Source organism: Micromonospora sp. NPDC051300 (assembly GCF_044455315.1).
In the GTDB taxonomy this organism is placed as follows: domain Bacteria; phylum Actinomycetota; class Actinomycetes; order Mycobacteriales; family Micromonosporaceae; genus Micromonospora; species Micromonospora robiginosa.
This window is the reverse complement of sequence record NZ_JBITEP010000010.1, coordinates 161570-178839: the sequence shown is the minus strand read 5'-3', so window position 1 is coordinate 178839 and position 17270 is coordinate 161570. Positions and strand designations below refer to the sequence as shown.

Genomic DNA, 17270 nt, shown 5'->3' with positions numbered 1-17270 from the left:
GCGTGTCGTGCCTGGTCAGGGGCGGTCGATCGGGGTGTCCAGGCGGCTGCCGGTGCCCCGGTCGTTGCTCAGCAGCAGGCCGGTGGCGAGCATGCCGAAGCCGAGCGCCAGGTGCAGCCAGTTGTCGGCGTGGTTCACCGGCACGAAGTTGATCGCGCTCTCCCGGCTGTCGATGGCGAAGCCGTAGAGCCAGAGCACCAGGTAGAGCGCGCCGCCACCGGCCAGGAACGCCCGCGCGCCGGCCAACCGGCGGGCCGCCACCAGCCCGACCAGGCCGAACAGCAGGTGCACCAGGTTGTGCAGCACCGACACCTGGAACAGCCCGAGCAGCTTGGCCCCGGAGTGGTGCCCGGCGAACGTCATCTCGCCGTAGTGCGCGGTGACGCCGGGGACGAAGCCGAGCACGCCGATCAGCACGAAGAGGGCCGCCGCCGCGAGGGCGACCTTCTGTACGGCCGCTCGCGCCGGTGCGTGTTCGCGTGCCATCACGGTCACCCCCGTCGGTGCTGCTCGCCGCCCGGGTCGGGCGGCACCCCATTCTCTGACCGTGCCGGGGCGGTTCCGCAGAGAAATGACGAATCAGGCATGGACCCGGCGACCGGGGGTAGGGCAGTTGTCACGCGGAAAGTAATCGCGTGCCCCCCGATATCGAAAACCGCTGGATCACGAGCGGAAGGGACACCATGACTCAGGATCTTTCCCCCACGTCCGCCACGTACGAGTCGACGAACGGCGGCGGCGTACGCGACCAGGCGCGCCAGGTCGGCAGCGACGCCGTCAACGCGGGCGGCGCGGTGGCGCAGACCGCCAAGGAGCAGGGCCGGGAGGTGGTGGGCGAGGCCAAGCGGCAGGCCCGCGACCTCTACGGCGAGGCGCGCAACCAGGTCACCTCGCAGGCCGGCCAGCAGCAGCAGCGGGCCGCCAGCGGCCTGCGGTCGCTGGCCGACGAGATGCGGTCGATGGCACAGCAGGGTGGCGGCTCCGGGCCGGTCACCGAGCTGGCCCACCAGGCCGCCGAGCGGGTGCACGGGGTGGCCGGCTGGCTGGAGCAGCGTGAGCCGGGCGACCTGCTCAACGAGGTGAAGGGCTACGCCCGCCGCAACCCCGGCACGTTCCTGGTCGGCGCCGCCCTGCTGGGTGTGGTCGCCGGCCGGCTCACCCGGAACATCGCCGCGGTGGGCAACGACGGCGGCGCCGGGCAGTCGTACGACCCGGACCGGACCGCCGTGATCCCGACCGCGCCGGTCGTGCCGGCCCAGACGCCGCCGGGCGGCTACCTGGACCCGACCCCGGGCAGCTACGCCGAGCCGGACCCGGGCTACTCCGCGCCGGGCGCGACCTACCCGGGCGGCGGCGCCCCGAACACCTGGGCCGACCCGGCGGGCGGCACCGGCCAGCCGCTGCCCCCGCCCACCCAGACCGACCCGCTGCCGGGCGTCCCGTCCACCGGCGCCCCGCGCCCGTGAGCCGGCGGACCGGCGGAAGGGAGGCGACGGCATGACCGTGCCGACGCAGGACCCGGGCTACCAGGCGCCGGGCGCCCCGCACCAGGCCGACGAGGTGCGGGCGAGCTCCATCGGGCAGCTCATGAGCCAGGTCACCGGCGACCTCTCCACGCTGATGCGGCAGGAGGTCGAGCTGGCCAAGGCCGAGATCCGCCAGGAGGGCAAGAAGGCCGGCAAGGCGGCCGGCCTGTACGGCGGCGCCGGCTTCGGCGGCTACATGGTGGCGCTCTTCGTCTCGATCGCGGTGTGGCAGTTCCTCGACAACGTCATGGACTCCGGCCTGGCCGCGCTCATCGTGGCCGTGGTGTGGGCCGTGATCGCCGCGGTCCTCTACTCGAAGGCGAAGAAGAACGCCGAGCAGATCCGCGGCCTGAAGCAGACCAACGACAGCGTGCAGCGCATCCCCGACGCGCTCAAGCCGCACCCGGAGGGAGTCACCCGATGAGCACCGATCCCGACCAGATCCGCCGTGAGATCGAAGCCACCCGCAACAACCTCAGCTCGGACGTGGACGCCCTGGCGTACAAGGTCAGCCCGGGCCGCATCGTCGACGACCGCAAGCAGCGCGTGCGCAGCGCGCTGACGAACGTGAAGGACAAGGTGATGGGAACCGCTTCCGACCTCGGCCACAGCACCGGCCACGCCGCCCACTCGGTGGGCGACAAGGCGCACTCCGCCGCCTCCACCGTGGGCGAGGCCGCCCAGCGGGCCCCGCAGGTGGTGCGGCAGAAGTCCCAGGGCAACCCGATCGCCGCCGGCGTGATCGCCTTCGGCGTCGGCATGCTGGTCTCCTCGCTGATCCCGGCCACCCGTCGCGAGCAGGAACTCGCCGCGCAGGTCAAGGAGAAGGCGACCGAGCACGGCGGCGCGGTCAAGGAGAAGCTGGGCGAGGTCGCCGGCGAGCTGAGGGACGAGCTGCGCGAGCCGGCCCAGCACGCCGCCGAGTCGGTGCGCTCGACCGCGCAGGACGCCGCGCACGCGGTCAGGGACGACGGCCGCAGCGCCGCCCAGGACGTCCGGGAGAGCGCGCACCAGGCCCGGTCCTGACCACCGCTCCTCGTGTGAGGCGGGGGCCCTTCTTATCGCTAAGGCGTTAACAGGGGCCCCCGCCTTCGCATGTCTCGACCCAGCCGGCCAGCTCGTCCGGGCGACGGGCCATCCGCCTGCGCAACGCGCGGGGGGAGTGCGCGGCAACCGTCAGCCGGCTGCCCGCGTAGGGCACCCCGCCGCGCAGCCGCCGGCCCAGCGCGAGCCAGCCGCACACGCCGCGCTCCAGCAGCCACAGCGGCGCGGCGAGCGTGGTGTGCGCCGGGAAGACCCGTGCCCCACCCGCCCGCCGCCGGCCCAGCTCCGCCACCGCGACCGTGACCAGCCCGGCCCGCAGCAGCAGCCCCGGACGGCGGGCGGCGAGCGCGACCGCCGAGGCCGGCAGCACCGCCAGCGCGGCCAGCAGCCACGCCGGTCGGGCCGTCTCGTCGTACGCCTGCCGGACCCGCTGGCCGAGGAAGCGCGCGGCGGTCGGCGGGCGCCGCCGCACGTACAGCCAGGCCGGGGTGGCCGTGCTGCCGCCGTACGCGCGCACGGTCCGGTGCAGCTCCAGGTTCTCGAAGAGCACGTCCGGGTCGTAGCCGCCCATGGCCAGGAAGGTGCCCCGGCGCACCGCCAGCGTGCCCGGCCAGTCACCGCCGAACACCCGGGCGAGCAGCGTCCGGCCGGTGTCCCACCAGGCGTGCCAGGGCAACGGGTCGAAGTGGTTCTGCGGCCGGACCAGATCCACCCGGTCGAGCAGCTCGTGCACGGCCCGCAGCGCCGGCGGGTCGTACCGGACGTCGTCGTCGGCGATCACCACGTGTTCGTGCCGGGCCAGCGCGACGCCGGTGAGCACGCCTACCGCCTTGCCGTTGCGCCCGCGCAGCGCCGGGTCCGGCGGGACGTGCCGGACCAGCCCGCGCCAGGCGACCGCGTGCCGGGCGAAGCGCTCCGGCGACGAGCCGTCGACCACCACCACCTCGACCCAGCGGGACAGCTCGCGCAGGTATCCGGTCAGCTCGTCGAGGCCGTGGTCGTCGGTGGCGCGCACCGGCAGGACGTACGCCATCGGCAGCCGGACCGGCGTGGGCCCGGCGGCGGTCCGGGCGGGGCGCGGGCGGGCCGGAGCGGTGCGGGTCACGTCGCCTCCCGTGGGATGGGCTCCGCGAGTAGCCGGAATACGACCCCTGAAACCGGCTCGTGCGGATCCGGTCGGTCCCGGTGCCGACGGACCGGATCGCGGCCGGCGAGGTCGGCCCCGGTCACCCGGCCGGCCGCACCCCGTCGACGATCAGCCCGCTGGGCGGCAGCGCCGGCATCCGGCCCAGGTCCAGCGCGAGGTCCTGCGGCGGGACCCGGTAGCTCATCGCGCCGGTCAGCGCGGCCGCCGCCCGCTTCATCAGCTCGATGGTGATCCACTCGCCGGCGCAGCGGTGGCCGGTGTGGTCGCCGCCGCCCTGCGGGACCAGGCCGAACGGGTCGTCCCGCCAGCCGGCGAAGCGTTCCGGACGGAACCGCTCCGGCTCCGGCCAGATCTCCGGGTGGTGGTTCGTCCCGTACAGGTCGAGCAGCACGCGGCGGCCCTGCGGGAACGCGTGTCCCCGCCACTCGAACGAGCGGCGGACCCGGGCCGCGGCGAGCGGGAAGAACGGGTAGTAGCGGCGGACCTCCTGCACGAACTGCTCGGCCGTGGCGTCGTCGGCGCGTACCGGGTCCCGCCACTGCGGGTGGTCGTGCAGCGCCAGCGCGAGGAAGACCACGTACCTGTCGACCGCGACCGTGGGGCGGAGCACGTTGAGCAGCTCCACCGCGGCGATCCGGCGCGGCAGCGGCGCGCCCCGCTCGTCCCGGTGCTCGGCGATCACCCGCAGCGCGCTGCCCTCGGGTGCGGGCAGCGCGCCGGCGCGTACCCGTTCGACAAGCTCGCCGGCCCACCGTTCGGCGCGGCGGCGGCCGACCAGGCCGCGCCAGTGCTTCGGGCCCAGCACGGCCGGCCCCTCGATCATCGCGTGCATCTCGGCGGTGCGGCGGCGCACGTCGGCCTCGGCGAGCGGCGCCCCGGCCCAGGCCCAGACCGCCCGGGTCAGCATCCGGCCCACCTCGTCGTAGAGCACCACCGGGCCGTTCTCCGCCCAGGCCGGGATCCGGGTCCGCCACTCGTCGGCGAAGAGCTGTCCCAGCTCGCGGATAGAGTCCGGCGTCATGAGCGACATGAACATCGCCTTGCGGGCGCGGTGCGCCGCCCCGTCGAGGCCCTGCACGCCGCCGACCCCGGTCAGCGTGCGCTGCCCGCGCATCGGCATCGCCCCGCGTCGGACGAACCGCTCCTCGTCGTAGAACAGCTCGGCGGCGTCCCGGCCGCGCAGGCAGATCGTCGGCTCCAGGAGCAGCCGTGTCTGCACGACGTCGCTGCCGAGCCGGTCGCAGCGCGCGCCCACGAAGCGGTAGCCCTCACGGAGGAACGCCAGCGTGCTGTCCGGGCTCCGGTCGCTCGGCACGGTGCTCATCTCGGTTGCTCCTGACGCCTGTCGACCGCCCTGCACGGCGATGCCACCACCTACCCGGGGCGACCCGACCGAATCCCCCATCTCCGCAGCTCAAACCCGGTCGGAGCGGAGGCCGGGCAGCCGGAGGAGGGCTGGCCCCTCCCCGGGGACGGAAAAGCTGGTTGGCTCGACTCACGGATCGGCTACCGTCGGTCCGCCCCCGCCGGGCCGAGGTCCGCCGGGGGTCACCGGAGACGGGGGAGGGCACGGATGCGTGACAACCGGGCGGCACGGCGGTGGCACCGCGACGCGGTGGCCGGGCTGCGGGGTGGCGGCCGGGAGGCGCCGTTGATCGGCGGGCCCCGGCGGCCCGGGGCCCGCCCACCGCGGTTCTTCACCGTGCACCTGGGCTTCGCGGCCGCCGACCCCGCCGCCGCACGCGAGCTGGCCGTCGCGTACGCGGAAGCGCTCGACCTGCTCCGCCCGGAGTTGGCGCTCGGCGCGTCGGCGCTGTCCCCGGCGGACGCCTGGCACCGCGCCGAGCGGCTGTTCTGCGGCGCGCTCGGGCCCGACGGCGAGCGTTGCGCGGACGTGGCCGGCCATCCCGGCTTCCACCACGCGCCCGGCCCGGGCGGGCTCGGCTGGGGTGACGGTGACTGACCCGACGGGGTCAGTCCAGGTCGAACTCGCCGTCCTGCGCGCCCGCGACGAAGGCGTCCCACTCGGCCTGGGTGAAGACCAGGACGGGGCCGTCCGGCTCGGCCGAGTTGCGCATGCCGATCAGGTCGTCGACGAAGGCCACCTCGACCGCCCCCTCGGACGTGTCGCCCTCCGCTCGCTGCCAAACCGCCTGAGAAAGGTCGAAATCGCCCTTGGGGTGCTGACCCATCGTTGTTCCTCCATCGCCACGTGTCACGGGAAGGCCCGTCCGGACCTCATCGGGCAGGATAAGCGGATGCCGAGCCTGACCCGTGCAGAGGCGACCGCGCGCCGCGCGTCGATCACGGTCGAGTCCTACCAGGTGGACCTCGACCTGACCGGCGACGCCGAGCGGTTCCGCTCCACCGCCACCATCCGGTTCCGGGCCACCCCCGGCGCCGAGACCTTCGTCGACGTCAAGCCCCGCCGACTCCTGCGGGCCCGCCTCGACGACCGTGACCTCGACCCGGCGACGCTCGTCGACGGGCGACTGCCGCTGACCGGGCTGGCCGCGACCAACACGCTCACCGTCGAGGCCGAGATGGCCTACTCGAACACCGGCGAGGGGTTGCACCGGTTCGTCGACCCTGCCGACGGCGAGACCTACCTCTACGCGATGTCCTTCCTGGACGACGGTCCGCGCATCTTCGCCGCGTTCGACCAGCCCGACCTGAAGGCCCCGGTGACGCTGACGGTCACCGCGCCGCCGGAGTGGACGGTGGCGGCCAACGGCCGGCTCGCCGACCGGCCGGAGCCCGGCCGCTGGGAGTTCGCCCCCACCGCGCCGCTGGCCACCTACTTCGTCTCGCTCGTCGCCGGGCCCTGGCACGTGCTGCGGTCCGAGCACGACGGCATCCCGCTCGGCCTCTACTGCCGGCGGTCGCTCGCCGCGCACCTCGACGCCGACGCCGACGAGATCCTCACCGTCACCCGCCAGTGCCTCGACCGGTTCCACCAGCTCTTCGCCGAGCGCTACCCGTTCGACAAGTACGACCAGGCGTTCGTGCCCGAGTTCAACGCCGGCGCGATGGAGAACCCGGGCCTGGTCACGTTGCGGGACGACCTCGTCTTCCGCTCCGCCGTCACGGACACCCAGCGCGAGCTGCGCGCCACCACCATCGCCCACGAGATGGCGCACATGTGGTTCGGTGACCTGGTCACCATGCGCTGGTGGGACGACCTCTGGCTGAACGAGTCCTTCGCGGAGTACCTCGGCACCCGGGTCACCGCCGAGGCGACCCGGTTCGACCGGGCGTGGACCACGTTCGCGAGCCGCCGCAAGGCCTGGGGCTACACCGCCGACCAGCGCCCCTCCACCCACCCGGTCGCGCCGGTGGAGGTGGCCGACGCCGCCCAGGCCCTGCTCAACTTCGACGGCATCTCCTACGCCAAGGGCGCCAGCGTGCTGCGCCAGCTCGTCGCCTGGCTCGGCGACGACGCGTTCCTGGCCGGCCTGAACGCGCACTTCGCCGCGCACCGCTTCGGCAACGCCACGCTCGCCGACCTGCTGTCCGGCCTGGAGTCCGCCAGCGGTCGCGACCTCGACCGCTGGGCCGAGCGCTGGCTGCGCCGCGCGCAGGTGAACACGGTGCGGGTCGAGACCGCGGTGGACGCCGACGGCCGGTGGACCGAGGTGGCGGTGGTGCAGACCGCGCCGCCGGACCATCCGGTGCTGCGCCCGCACCGCATCGCGGTGGCCCACCACACCGCCGACGCCCCGGCCCGGCTGGTCGAGGTCGACCTCGACCCGGACGCCGACGGTGGCCGCACGCCGCTGCCCGAGCTGGTCGGGCAGCCGGCCACCGGCCTGCTGCTGCCCAACGCCGGCGACCTGACGTTCGCCAAGATCCGGCTGGACCCGGCCTCGGCGGAGGCGGTGCCGACGCTGTTGCCCGGCCTGGCCGACCCGCTGGCCCGGGCGCTGCTGTGGGGCGAGGCGCTGGACGCGGTCACCGACGGGGAACGGCCCGCGACCGCGCTCGTCGGTCTGATCGCCGCCGCGCTGCCCGCCGAGACCGAGGTGACAATCGTCGAGGACGTGCTGCTGCTGAGCCGCCGGCTGGTCGACCGCTACCTCGACCCGTTGGCCCGAGAGGCCGCGTTGCTGCGGGTGTCGACCGCGTGCGCGGCGCTGCTCGCCGCCGCGCCGGCAGGTGGCTCGCTGCAACTCGCCGCGGCCCGGGGGCTGATCGCCGCCACCACCGACAGCGGGCTGCTGGCCGGCTGGCTGGCCGGCAAGGAGGTGCCGGCGGGGCTGGCCGTCGACACCGACCTGCGGTGGGCGGTGCTGCGCCGGCTCGTGGTGCTCGGCGCGGCCGGCGCGGCGGAGATCGACGCCGAGGCGGCCGACGACCGCAGCGCTACCGGCGCCGAGCGGGCCGCGGGCTGCCGGGCCGCGCTGCCCGACCCCGCCGCGAAGCAGGCCGCCTGGGAGATCATCACCCGCAACACCGAGCTGTCGAACCGGCTGGTGGAGGCGACCGCGGAAAACTTCTGGCAGCCCGAGCAGGCCGAGCTGACCGCCGGCTACGTCGAGCGCTTCTTCGCCGACATGCCGGAGGCGGCGCGACTGCGTACCGCGTGGGTGGCCGACTCGGTCACCATCGGGGCCTTTCCGCGCTACGCGGTGGCGCAGCCCACCCGGGAGCTGGCCGCGGCGCTGCTGGCCCGCGACGACCTCACGCCCGGCCTGCGCCGGTGGGTCACCGACCTGGACGACGACCTGCGCCGGGCGCTGGTGGCCCGGACGGCGGTGGCCGCCGCGGGCGCCTGACCGGCGACGCGCCGGGCGGGTCAGGCACCCGTCCGGCGCGCGCCCCGGCGACCCCGCCCGAGGGTCACCGTCGCGCGGCCTAGGATCGCGGGGTGGAGGAAGACATCCGGCGGATCGGCATCATGGGCGGCACGTTCGACCCGATCCACCACGGTCACCTGGTGGCGGCGAGCGAGGTGGCCGACCGGTTCGGCCTGGACGAGGTGGTCTTCGTGCCGACCGGTCAACCGTGGCAGAAGGCGGACGAACCGGTCAGCCCGGCCGAGGACCGCTACCTCATGACGGTGATCGCCACCGCCTCCAACCCGCGCTTCCAGGTGAGCCGCGTCGACATCGACCGCGGCGGGCCCACCTACACCGTCGACACGCTGCGCGACCTGCACGCCGAGTACGGGCCGAAGACGCAGTTGTTCTTCATCACCGGCGCGGACGCGCTGGAGCGCATCCTCTCCTGGAAGGACCTGGACGAGGTCCTCGAACTGGCCCACTTCATCGGCGTGACCCGGCCCGGCTTCGAGCTGTCCGACCAGCACCTCCCGGCCGACTCGGTCAGCCTGGTGCAGGTGCCGGCGATGGCCATCTCCTCGACCGACTGCCGCGCCCGGGTGGGCCGCGGGGAGCCGGTCTGGTATCTGGTGCCGGACGGTGTGGTGCAGTACATCGCCAAACGGCGGCTCTACCAGCGGTGATTCCGCCCGTTGCGTCCCCGTTCGTCCCGGAAACCGACCAGAACTGGCAAGTCGCCGCACCGCCGGGTGTGAGAGGCTTGGAGGCGTCGCACGGATGATCGAAGGAGAACGGTGACCACCATTCCCGAGCGCGCGTACGAGCTGGCGATGGCCGCCGCCCAGGCCGCGGCCGACAAGAAGGCGCAGGACATCGTCGTCATCGACGTCGGTGACCAGCTCGCCATCACCGACGCGTTCCTGGTGGCCTCGGCGCCGAACGAGCGTCAGGTGCTCGCCATCGTCGACGCCATCGAGGAGCGCCTGCTGGAGCTGCCGGAGAAGGCCAAGCCGGTCCGCCGCGAGGGCGAGCGGGGCGGTCGTTGGGTGCTGCTCGACTACGTCGACATCGTGGTGCACGTCCAGCACACCGAGGAGCGCGAGTTCTACGCGCTCGACCGGCTCTGGAAGGACTGCCCGCAGATCCCGTTCGTGGATCGCGACCTGGCCGACTCGGCCGCCGGCACCGCCACCGCCGAATGACCCGCCTGATCATCTGGCGGCACGGCAACACCGACTGGAACGCCGAGAGCCGCGTCCAGGGCCAGACCGACGTGCCGCTCAACGACCTCGGACGGGAGCAGGCCCGCGCCGCCGCGCCGGTGCTGGCCGCGCTGCGCCCCGACGCCGTCGTCGCCAGCGACCTGCGCCGGGCCGCCGACACCGCCGCCGCGCTGGCCGCGCTGACCGGGCTGCCGGTCCGTTCCGACGCCCGGCTGCGCGAGCGGCACTTCGGCAGGTGGCAGGGCCTGGCCCTGACCGAGGTCGCCGAGCGGTTCCCCGACGAGTACGGCCGCTGGCGCGCCGGCGACCCCGACCCCGGCGCCGGCATCGAGAACCTCGACGACCTCGGCAACCGGCTCGGCGCGGCGTTCCGCGACGCGGCCGACCTGGCCGCCGGCGGCACCGTGGTGGTGACCACCCACGGCGGCGGCGCCCGGCAGGGCGTCGGTCACCTGCTCGGCTGGGATCACGCCGTGCTGCGCAGCGTGGGCTCGCTGGCCAACTGCCACTGGACCGAGCTGCGCCACGACGACGTCCGGGGCTGGCACCTGCGCGCGCACAATGTCGGGCTGATCACCCAGCCGGCGCTCACCGACGCGGTCTGAGCCCTTCGGCCCCGGCGCGCGGCGGCGACATCGGCTAGCGTGCCGGTCATGCCCGTAGCGGTCGTCACCGACTCCACCGCCTACCTGCCCCCCGATCTGGCCCGCACGCACGGGCTCACCGTCGTCCCGCTGACCGTGGTGCTCAACGGCGCCGAAGGGCTGGAGGGCATCGAGACCTCCCCGGCGGACGCCACCCTCGCGCTGAGCGCCCGCCGCGTCTCGGTGAGCACGTCCCGCCCCGCGCCGGAGCAGTTCGCGCAGGTCTACCGCGCGCTGCTCGCCGAGGGCGCCGACGGCGTGGTCTCGGTGCACCTCTCCGCCGAACTGTCCGGCACCGTCGAGGCGGCCCGGCTGGCCGCCGGCGAGATCGGCGACGACCGGGTCACCGTCGTGGACAGCCGTTCCACAGGCATGGGCCTCGGCTTCCCGGCGCTCGCCGCCGCCGCGGCCGCCGCCGGGGGAGCCGACCTGACCGGGGTACGCGCGGCGGCGCTGGACGCGGTCGACCGGACCACCATCTACTTCTACGTCGACACGCTGGAGTTCCTGCGCCGGGGCGGCCGGATCAACGCGGCCGAGGCGCTGCTCGGCACCGCCCTCTCGGTCAAGCCGATCATGCACATGCCGGACGGCGCGATCGTGGTGCGGGACAAGGTCCGCACCGCCAGCCGGGGCGTGGCGCGCCTGGTCGACCTGGCCGTCGAGGCGGCCGGCGACGCCGACGTCGACCTCGGGGTGCACCATCTCGCCGCCCCGCAACGCGCCGAGGCGCTGCTGGCCGCGCTCACCGAGCGGCTGGGCGACCGGCTGCACGACACGTACGTCACCGAGGCCGGGGCGGTGGTCGCCGCGCACGCCGGCCCCGGACTGGCCTGCGTGGTCGTCCACCGCCGCCGATGAGCGCGCGGTCGTACGTCGTCACCGGCGGCGGGCGTGGGGTCGGGCGGGCGATCGTCGAGCGGCTGACCGCCGACGGCGGGACCGTGGTCGTCGTCGAGCGGGACACCGACGCGACGGACTGGCTGGCCGGGCACCCGGCGGCCGGCCGGCTGCACGCCGTCACCGGGGACGCCGCCGACGAGACGGTCGCCGGCCGCGCCGCCGACCGCGCCGAGGCGCACGGCCCGCTGGCCGGCTGGGTGAACAACGCCGCCGTCTTCCGCGACGCCGCGCTGCACCACGAGTCCGCGGGCGAGGTGTTCGACCTGATCGCGGTCAACCTGCGCCTCGCCGTGGTCGGCGCCGGCACCGCCGTACGCCGGTTCCTGGCCGCCGGCGACGGTGGCGCGATCGTCAACGTCTCCTCCCACCAGGCTCGTCGGGCCGTGCCGGGCGCGTTGCCGTACTCGACAGCGAAGGCCGCGGTGGAGGGGCTGACCCGGGCGCTTGCGGTCGACTACGGCCCGCGCGGGATCCGCACCAACGCGGTCGCGCTCGGCTCGATCCACACCGAGCGGCACGCCGCCTTCCTCGCCGGGCTGGACCCGGCCGGGGTGGCGCACGTCGAGTCGGAGCTGGCCCGGCTGCATCCGGTGGGCCGGATGGGGCGCGCCGGGGAGGTGGCCGACGTGGTGGCGTTCCTGCTGTCGCCGGCGGCCTCGTTCGTCAACGGGGTGACGCTGCCGGTCGACGGAGGCCGGGCCGCGCTCGGCCTGGACCCGGAGGCCCGCTGACCCCAGTTGTGGGTGGAACACCATGGATGTGCGGGCGTGGGGGAGTCGCGCTCTGGGCGACAGCACATCGGGGGCGTGATCGGGTGGTTGTCCACAAGCGCCCGTTGTCCACAGGCGAGGGTCCGGGGGTCGGCCCTCGGCAGGCGATCGCCGCTAGCGTCCCGAGCCGTGTCAGACGACGAGGAGACGACGGTACGGCAGCGGCTCGCCCGCCTGTTCACGCCGACGGGTCGGACGGTTGCCGCCCCGGCCGCCGTGGACGGCGTGCCGCGAGCCGTCGACGCGGCGACGCCCGAGTCGTCACCGGCGTACCCGTCTCCCGAGCCGGACCGCCCCACGCCGCGACAGCCGGACCGCGCCGTACCGCGGCAGCCGGACCGCGCCGTACCGCGACAGCCGGTCCGTTTCGGCCCGCGACAGCCGAGCGGCCCCGGCCCGCGACAGCCGGGCGCCTCCGGGCCGGGACGCGGCCACCCGGAACCCGATCACGGGTCGACGCCGTTCGGGTCCACTCCGGCGTCCGTCGAGCCCGATCCCGACGTCCTGGCGGAGAGCCCACCCGGGGCCGCGCGCGGGCCGGCGGCCCGACTACCCGGCCCCGGCGCGTTCGACCCGGGTCGGCGCGGTGTCCGTGCCCTCGCCGCCGTGGCCGCGCTCGTCGTGCTGGTGGCCGCCGTCTGGGCGTGGCGCTCCCGCCCGACCGCCGAACCGGTCCGCCCGGCCGCGCCGTCCGGCGACGCCTCGGCCGAGACGGCGACGCAGGCGGTGACCGGGGCGATGACCGGGGCGGCGGCGCCGGCCGGGTCGTCCGGTCAGGTGGTCGTCGCCGTCGCCGGCAAGGTCCGCCGGCCCGGCCTGGTGCGGCTGCCGGCCGGCGCGCGGCTGGCCGACGCCGTGGAGGCGGCCGGCGGCGCGCTGCCCGGGGTGGACGTGGCGCTGCTCAACCCGGCCCGCAAGGTGACCGACGGCGAGCTGATCCTGGTCGGCGTCACCGCCCCGCCGGGGCAGGCCGCGCCCGGCCCGGCGGGCGGCGGCGGTGCGCCCGGTGGTCCGGCCGCCGGGCCGGTCAACCTGAACACCGCCACGCTGGCGCAGCTCGACGCGCTGCCCGGCGTCGGCCCGGTGCTCGCCCAGCGCATCCTCGACCACCGGGAGCAGCACGGCGGCTTCCGGTCCGTCTCCGACCTGCGACAGGTCGAGGGCATCGGCGACGCCCGTTACGAGCAGCTCAAGGATCTGGTGACGGTGTGAGCGGCGACGACGGTGCGGACGCGCGACCGGACCTGCGGCTGGCCGGATTCGCGGCGGCGGTCTGGCTGGCCGCGCTGGCCGGGCTGCACCTCTCCGTCCGGGCGACCGGTTGGCTGGCCGCCGTCGCCGCCGGCCTCGCGCTGGCCGCGGGCCTGCTCCTGCGCCGCGCGCCGATCCGCCGCTACGGCTGGATCACCGTGGCCGTCCTGCTCGGCGTGCTCTGCGGGGCGGCGGCGACCGGGGCCCGACTCGCGGTCCGCGACGCCGCCCCGGTCCGCGCGCTCGTCACCGAGCGCGCGCTGGTGACCGCCGAGCTGGTGGTGCGCGACGACCCCCGCCGGGTGCGCGGCTCACCGGGCCGCCCGGCGCCGCTGCTGGTCCGGGTCGATCTGGTACGCCTCACCGGCCCCGACGGCGGCCGGGTCACCGGCCCGGTGCGCGGCCTGGTGCTGGCCACCGACCCGGGCTGGCAGGGGCTGCTGCCGGGGCAGCGGGTCACCGCCCGGGGCCGGCTCGCCGAGCCGCGCGGCGGCGATCTGACCGCCGCGGTGCTCTCGGCCTCCGGGGCGCCCGTTCGGCAGGGCGTCCCGTCAAGGGCGCAGCGCGCGGCCGGCGCGTTGCGGGCCGGGCTGCAACGGGCCTGTGAGCCGCTGCCCGACGCCCCGGGCGGGTTGCTGCCCGGGCTGGTGGTGGGCGACACCAGCCGGCTGCTGCCCGAGGTGGAGGAGGACTTCCGGGCCACCGGGATGACGCACCTCAACGCGGTTTCCGGTTCCAACGTGGCGATCGTCGTGGGGGCGGTGCTGCTGCTGGCCCGCTGGGCGCGCGCCGGGCCGCGTACCGCGGTGGCGCTCTGCGGGCTGGCCCTGGTCGGCTTCGTCGTCCTGGTGCGACCCTCGCCGAGCGTGGTGCGGGCCGCGGCGATGGGCGCGATAGGCCTCGCCGCGCTTGCCGCCGGGCGGCCCCGGGCCGCGCTGCCCGCGCTTGCCGCCGCGGTTGCCGGCCTGGTGCTGCTCGACCCGGACCTGGCCGGCGATCCGGGCTTCGCGCTGTCGGTCTGCGCCACCGGCGGGCTGCTGCTGCTCGCGCCCGGGTGGCGGGACGCGTTGCGTCGTCGGGGCGTACCGCCGGGGTTGGCGGAGGCGCTGGCGGTGCCGGCCGCCGCGCAGCTCGCGTGCGGCCCGGTGATCGCCGGGCTGTCCGCGACCGTCAGCCTGGTGGCGGTGCCGGCGAACCTGCTGGTCGTGCCCGCCGTCGCGCCGGCCACGGTGTTGGGCGTGCTCGCCGCGGTGCTGTCGCCGGTGTGGCCGGGCGGCGCCGAATTCCTCGCCTGGCTGGCGAGCTGGCCGGCGCGCTGGCTGGTGACGGTGGCGTCGCACGGGGCAGGGCTGCCGGCCGGGAACGTGCCGTGGCTGGGCGGGGTGGCCGGCGCGTTGCTGCTGGCGGCGGTGAGCGTGGCGCTGCTGCTGGCCGCCCGGCGGCGTCGCACCCGCCGGGTGGTAGCGGTCGTCGTGGTGGCCGTGGTGCTGGGCGTGGCGCCGATCCGGTTGCTGGCCTCCGGGTGGCCGCCGCGCGGGTGGGTGGTGGTGGCGTGCGCGGTGGGGCAGGGCGACGCGGTGGTGCTGCCGGTCGCCGCCGGGCGGGCCGTGGTGGTGGACGCCGGCCCGGAGCCGTCCGGCGTGGACGGCTGCCTGCGGCGGCTCCGGATACGCGAGGTGTCGTTGCTGGTGGTCAGCCACTTCCATGCCGACCACGTGGGTGGGGTGGCCGGGGTGTTCCGAGGGCGGCGGGTGGGCGCGGTGGTGGGCCCGCCCTGGACCGAGCCGCCCTACGGGGTGGCCCAGGTGCGCGAGGCGGCCCGTCGTGGTGGCACCCGCGTCGATCCGGTGCCGGCCGGTTGGCGCTGGCGGGCCGGCACGGTCGAGCTGGCCGCGCTCGGGCCGCCGTACCCGCTGCGGGGCAGTCGCTCGGACCCGAACAACAACTCGCTGGTGCTGACCGCCACCGTGGCCGGGGTGCGGATCCTGCTGGCCGGCGACGCCGAGACCGAGGAGCAGCGGGCGGTGCGGGAGACGGTGCCGGCCGCCGCCATCCGGGTGGACGTGCTGAAGGTGCCGCACCACGGGTCGGCGTACCAGGACCCGGAGTTCCTCGCCGCGGCCCGGCCGGCGGTGGCGTTGATCTGCGTCGGCGTGGACAACGACTACGGGCACCCCAACCCGGGCCTGCTGGGCCGGCTGACCAGGGGCGGGGCGCGGGTGATGCGGACCGACACCGACGGCGACGTGGCAGTGGTGCGTGCCGGCGCCGGGCTGGCGGTGGTGGCGCGGGGCGTCGAGCCGGGGCGGTCGCGGTGAGCCCGCCGACGCGGATCGGGGATCTTGTTGGCATAGCTTCCGCATCAAGGCAAATGTCTGGATTTGCGTTGAGTGCGGGCTGTGCCGTCACAGTCCCCGATGAGCAGGCACGAACCGGTCGGAGTGCGTGCGAGTATGGGCGACGTGAGCCCCGCCAGCCTGCCTCCCATTCTGCTCGTCCTCGGCGACGAGGAGCTGCTCGCCACGCGCGCAGTCTCCGAAGCCGTTGCCCGGGCCCGGGCGGTGGACCCCGACGCGGACGTCCGGGAATACCAGGCCGGTTCGGTGGCGGTCGGCGAGATCGACGAGATGCTCAGCCCGTCGCTGTTCGGCGGCCGCCGGGTGCTGGTCCTCCGCTCCGGGCAGGACGCCCGCAAGGACCTGTCCGCCGCGCTGCTGGCGTACGCGAAGAATCCCGACCCCGACGTGCAGCTCGTGGTGCTGCACCTGGGTGGCGGCAAGGGCAAGGCGTTCGCCGACGGGCTGCGGTCGGCCGGCGCCACGGTGGTGTCGGCGGCGAAGCTGAAGGGGCACCGCGAACGGGTCGCCTTCGTCCGGGACGAGATCCGCCGCCACGGGGGGAAGTGCGCCGACGACGCGGCCGAGGCCCTGATCGCGGCCGTCGGCAACGACCTGCGCGAGCTGGCCGCCGCCTGCTCGCAGCTCGTCGCCGACACCGACGGGCGGATCGACGCCGAGACGGTGTCCCGCTACTACCGGGGCCGGGTCGAGGTCACCGGCTTCACCGTGGCCGACGCGACGATGGTCGGCGACGTCCCCGGCGCGCTGGAGGCGCTGCGCTGGGCGCTGCACGTCGGGGTGGATCCGGTGCCCATCGCCGACGCGCTCGCCGACGGCGTACGGACCGTGGCCCGGGTCGCCTCGGCCGGGCGGGGGAGCGCCTACCAGCTCGCCAGCAGCCTGGGCATGCCCGCGTGGAAGATCGAGCGGGCCCAGCGCCAGGGGCGGGGCTGGACGCCGGAGGGCCTGGTCCAGGCGATGCGCGCGGCTGCCGAGTGCAACGCGGCGGTCAAGGGCGGCGCCGACGACCGGGCCTACGCGCTGGAGCGGGCCGTCTTCTCGGTGGCCGCGGCCCGGCAGGGTGGCGCCCGGTGACCCGAGCGTGGTCGACAGTGCCGACGGACGAGGAGCGGTACCGCCCGCTCTACGCCCGGGTGCTCGGACTGCGCTTCGTCAACCCGGGCGGGGTGCTCTGCTTCCTCTTCTTCGAGGGCGCCGCGGCGCTGGCCGTGCTGCTCGCGCTCGCCGAGCTGGTGAGCTGGTGGGCGGTGCTGGTGCTGCCGACCGCCGTGGCGGTGATGGTCAAGCTGAACGACGTGGTGGCCGAGATGGTGATCCGGACCGCCGCGCAGGTGCCCGAGCAGGAGCGGGGCCGGTTCCGCCGGCAGATGGAGCCGGTCGTCGGGCGGGCGCGGGTGCCGACCGCCGCCCGGGCGCTTCCCGGCCGCCGCACCGAGTCCGAGATCACCTGGCCCGACTCCTTCCGCTGACCGGACGCTTGATTCAATAGAAATCTGTCAATAGATTGAGGGTGGGCACCGCCGTGGCCCGGGCGATCGGGCCGACGGCGGCGGACAGGTCCACCCCGAGCCGGGCACCTCGGTCGTACGCGCCGACCAACCGCTGTGGCGCACCGTCGCGC

General features: G+C 75.6%; 18 protein-coding genes. 14 read left to right on the top strand and 4 right to left on the bottom strand.

The window, feature by feature from the left end; genetic code table 11:
* Positions 1-15: 15 nt before the first annotated feature.
* Complete coding sequence (locus tag ACIA5A_RS14295; RefSeq protein ID WP_396761143.1) at positions 16-486, bottom strand: DUF4383 domain-containing protein; 471 nt, start codon at positions 484-486, stop codon at positions 16-18.
* Between the two features lie 197 nt (positions 487-683).
* Here ACIA5A_RS14295 and ACIA5A_RS14290 point away from each other — a divergent pair, with 197 nt between their 5' ends.
* Genes ACIA5A_RS14290 through ACIA5A_RS14280 form a run of 3 tightly spaced genes read left to right on the top strand, consistent with a single transcriptional unit; the run spans position 684 to position 2552 of the window.
* Positions 684-1466 (top strand): hypothetical protein, encoded by a 783-nt coding sequence (locus tag ACIA5A_RS14290; RefSeq protein ID WP_396761140.1) that lies wholly within the window; start codon positions 684-686, stop codon positions 1464-1466.
* Between the two features lie 31 nt (positions 1467-1497).
* Positions 1498-1950: a phage holin family protein gene (locus tag ACIA5A_RS14285; RefSeq protein WP_396761137.1), complete on the top strand. Its 453-nt coding sequence runs from the start codon at positions 1498-1500 to the stop codon at positions 1948-1950.
* Positions 1947-2552 carry a DUF3618 domain-containing protein gene (locus ACIA5A_RS14280; RefSeq protein WP_396761134.1) on the top strand — a complete coding sequence of 202 codons (606 nt, stop codon included), beginning with the start codon at positions 1947-1949 and terminating at the stop codon, positions 2550-2552. The genes ACIA5A_RS14285 and ACIA5A_RS14280 overlap by 4 nt, the downstream gene beginning before the upstream one ends.
* A 46-nt stretch (positions 2553-2598) precedes the next feature.
* On the opposite strand, the gene ACIA5A_RS14275 is transcribed toward ACIA5A_RS14280, so the two are convergent.
* Positions 2599-3675 carry a glycosyltransferase gene (locus ACIA5A_RS14275; RefSeq protein WP_396761131.1) on the bottom strand — a complete coding sequence of 359 codons (1077 nt, stop codon included), beginning with the start codon at positions 3673-3675 and terminating at the stop codon, positions 2599-2601.
* 121 nt (positions 3676-3796) lie between these two features.
* Positions 3797-5041, bottom strand: a complete 1245-nt coding sequence (locus ACIA5A_RS14270) for a cytochrome P450 (RefSeq protein ID WP_396761128.1) — start codon at positions 5039-5041, stop codon at positions 3797-3799.
* A 249-nt stretch (positions 5042-5290) separates the two neighbouring features.
* Here ACIA5A_RS14270 and ACIA5A_RS14265 point away from each other — a divergent pair, with 249 nt between their 5' ends.
* Positions 5291-5680 (top strand): hypothetical protein, encoded by a 390-nt coding sequence (locus ACIA5A_RS14265; RefSeq protein ID WP_396761125.1) that lies wholly within the window; start codon positions 5291-5293, stop codon positions 5678-5680.
* Between the two features lie 10 nt (positions 5681-5690).
* On the opposite strand, the gene ACIA5A_RS14260 is transcribed toward ACIA5A_RS14265, so the two are convergent.
* A complete protein-coding gene (locus ACIA5A_RS14260) occupies positions 5691-5909 on the bottom strand; it encodes a DUF397 domain-containing protein (RefSeq protein ID WP_396761122.1) in 219 nt (72 codons plus the stop codon).
* Positions 5910-5975: 66 nt separating this feature from the next.
* Here ACIA5A_RS14260 and pepN point away from each other — a divergent pair, with 66 nt between their 5' ends.
* The 10 genes from pepN to ACIA5A_RS14210 all read left to right on the top strand — a co-directional run bounded on the left by pepN (position 5976) and on the right by ACIA5A_RS14210 (position 17118).
* Positions 5976-8492 (top strand): aminopeptidase N, encoded by a 2517-nt coding sequence (gene pepN, locus ACIA5A_RS14255; protein WP_396761119.1) that lies wholly within the window; start codon positions 5976-5978, stop codon positions 8490-8492.
* A 92-nt stretch (positions 8493-8584) separates the two neighbouring features.
* On the top strand, positions 8585-9181 hold the full coding sequence (gene nadD, locus ACIA5A_RS14250; RefSeq protein ID WP_396761116.1) for a nicotinate-nucleotide adenylyltransferase: 597 nt from the start codon (positions 8585-8587) through the stop codon (positions 9179-9181).
* Between the two features lie 147 nt (positions 9182-9328).
* Complete coding sequence (rsfS, locus tag ACIA5A_RS14245) at positions 9329-9700, top strand: ribosome silencing factor (RefSeq protein WP_181572514.1); 372 nt, start codon at positions 9329-9331, stop codon at positions 9698-9700.
* The gene (locus ACIA5A_RS14240) at positions 9697-10326 is read left to right on the top strand and encodes a histidine phosphatase family protein (RefSeq protein WP_396761113.1); all 630 of its coding nucleotides are present in this window, start codon (positions 9697-9699) and stop codon (positions 10324-10326) included. Before rsfS ends, ACIA5A_RS14240 begins: the two co-directional genes overlap by 4 nt.
* Before the next feature lie 48 nt (positions 10327-10374).
* Positions 10375-11226 carry a DegV family protein gene (locus ACIA5A_RS14235; RefSeq protein WP_396761110.1) on the top strand — a complete coding sequence of 284 codons (852 nt, stop codon included), beginning with the start codon at positions 10375-10377 and terminating at the stop codon, positions 11224-11226.
* The gene (locus ACIA5A_RS14230; protein WP_396761107.1) at positions 11223-11999 is read left to right on the top strand and encodes an SDR family NAD(P)-dependent oxidoreductase; all 777 of its coding nucleotides are present in this window, start codon (positions 11223-11225) and stop codon (positions 11997-11999) included. Before ACIA5A_RS14235 ends, ACIA5A_RS14230 begins: the two co-directional genes overlap by 4 nt.
* Before the next feature lie 168 nt (positions 12000-12167).
* Entirely contained in the window at positions 12168-13250 is a 1083-nt protein-coding gene (locus tag ACIA5A_RS14225; RefSeq protein ID WP_396761104.1) for a helix-hairpin-helix domain-containing protein, read from the top strand.
* Positions 13247-15607 carry a ComEC/Rec2 family competence protein gene (locus ACIA5A_RS14220; protein ID WP_396761101.1) on the top strand — a complete coding sequence of 787 codons (2361 nt, stop codon included), beginning with the start codon at positions 13247-13249 and terminating at the stop codon, positions 15605-15607. The genes ACIA5A_RS14225 and ACIA5A_RS14220 overlap by 4 nt, the downstream gene beginning before the upstream one ends.
* Before the next feature lie 135 nt (positions 15608-15742).
* On the top strand, positions 15743-16723 hold the full coding sequence (gene holA / locus ACIA5A_RS14215) for a DNA polymerase III subunit delta (protein ID WP_396761098.1): 981 nt from the start codon (positions 15743-15745) through the stop codon (positions 16721-16723).
* Positions 16720-17118, top strand: a complete 399-nt coding sequence (locus ACIA5A_RS14210) for a hypothetical protein (protein WP_396761095.1) — start codon at positions 16720-16722, stop codon at positions 17116-17118. Before holA ends, ACIA5A_RS14210 begins: the two co-directional genes overlap by 4 nt.
* Positions 17119-17270 lie beyond the last annotated feature (152 nt).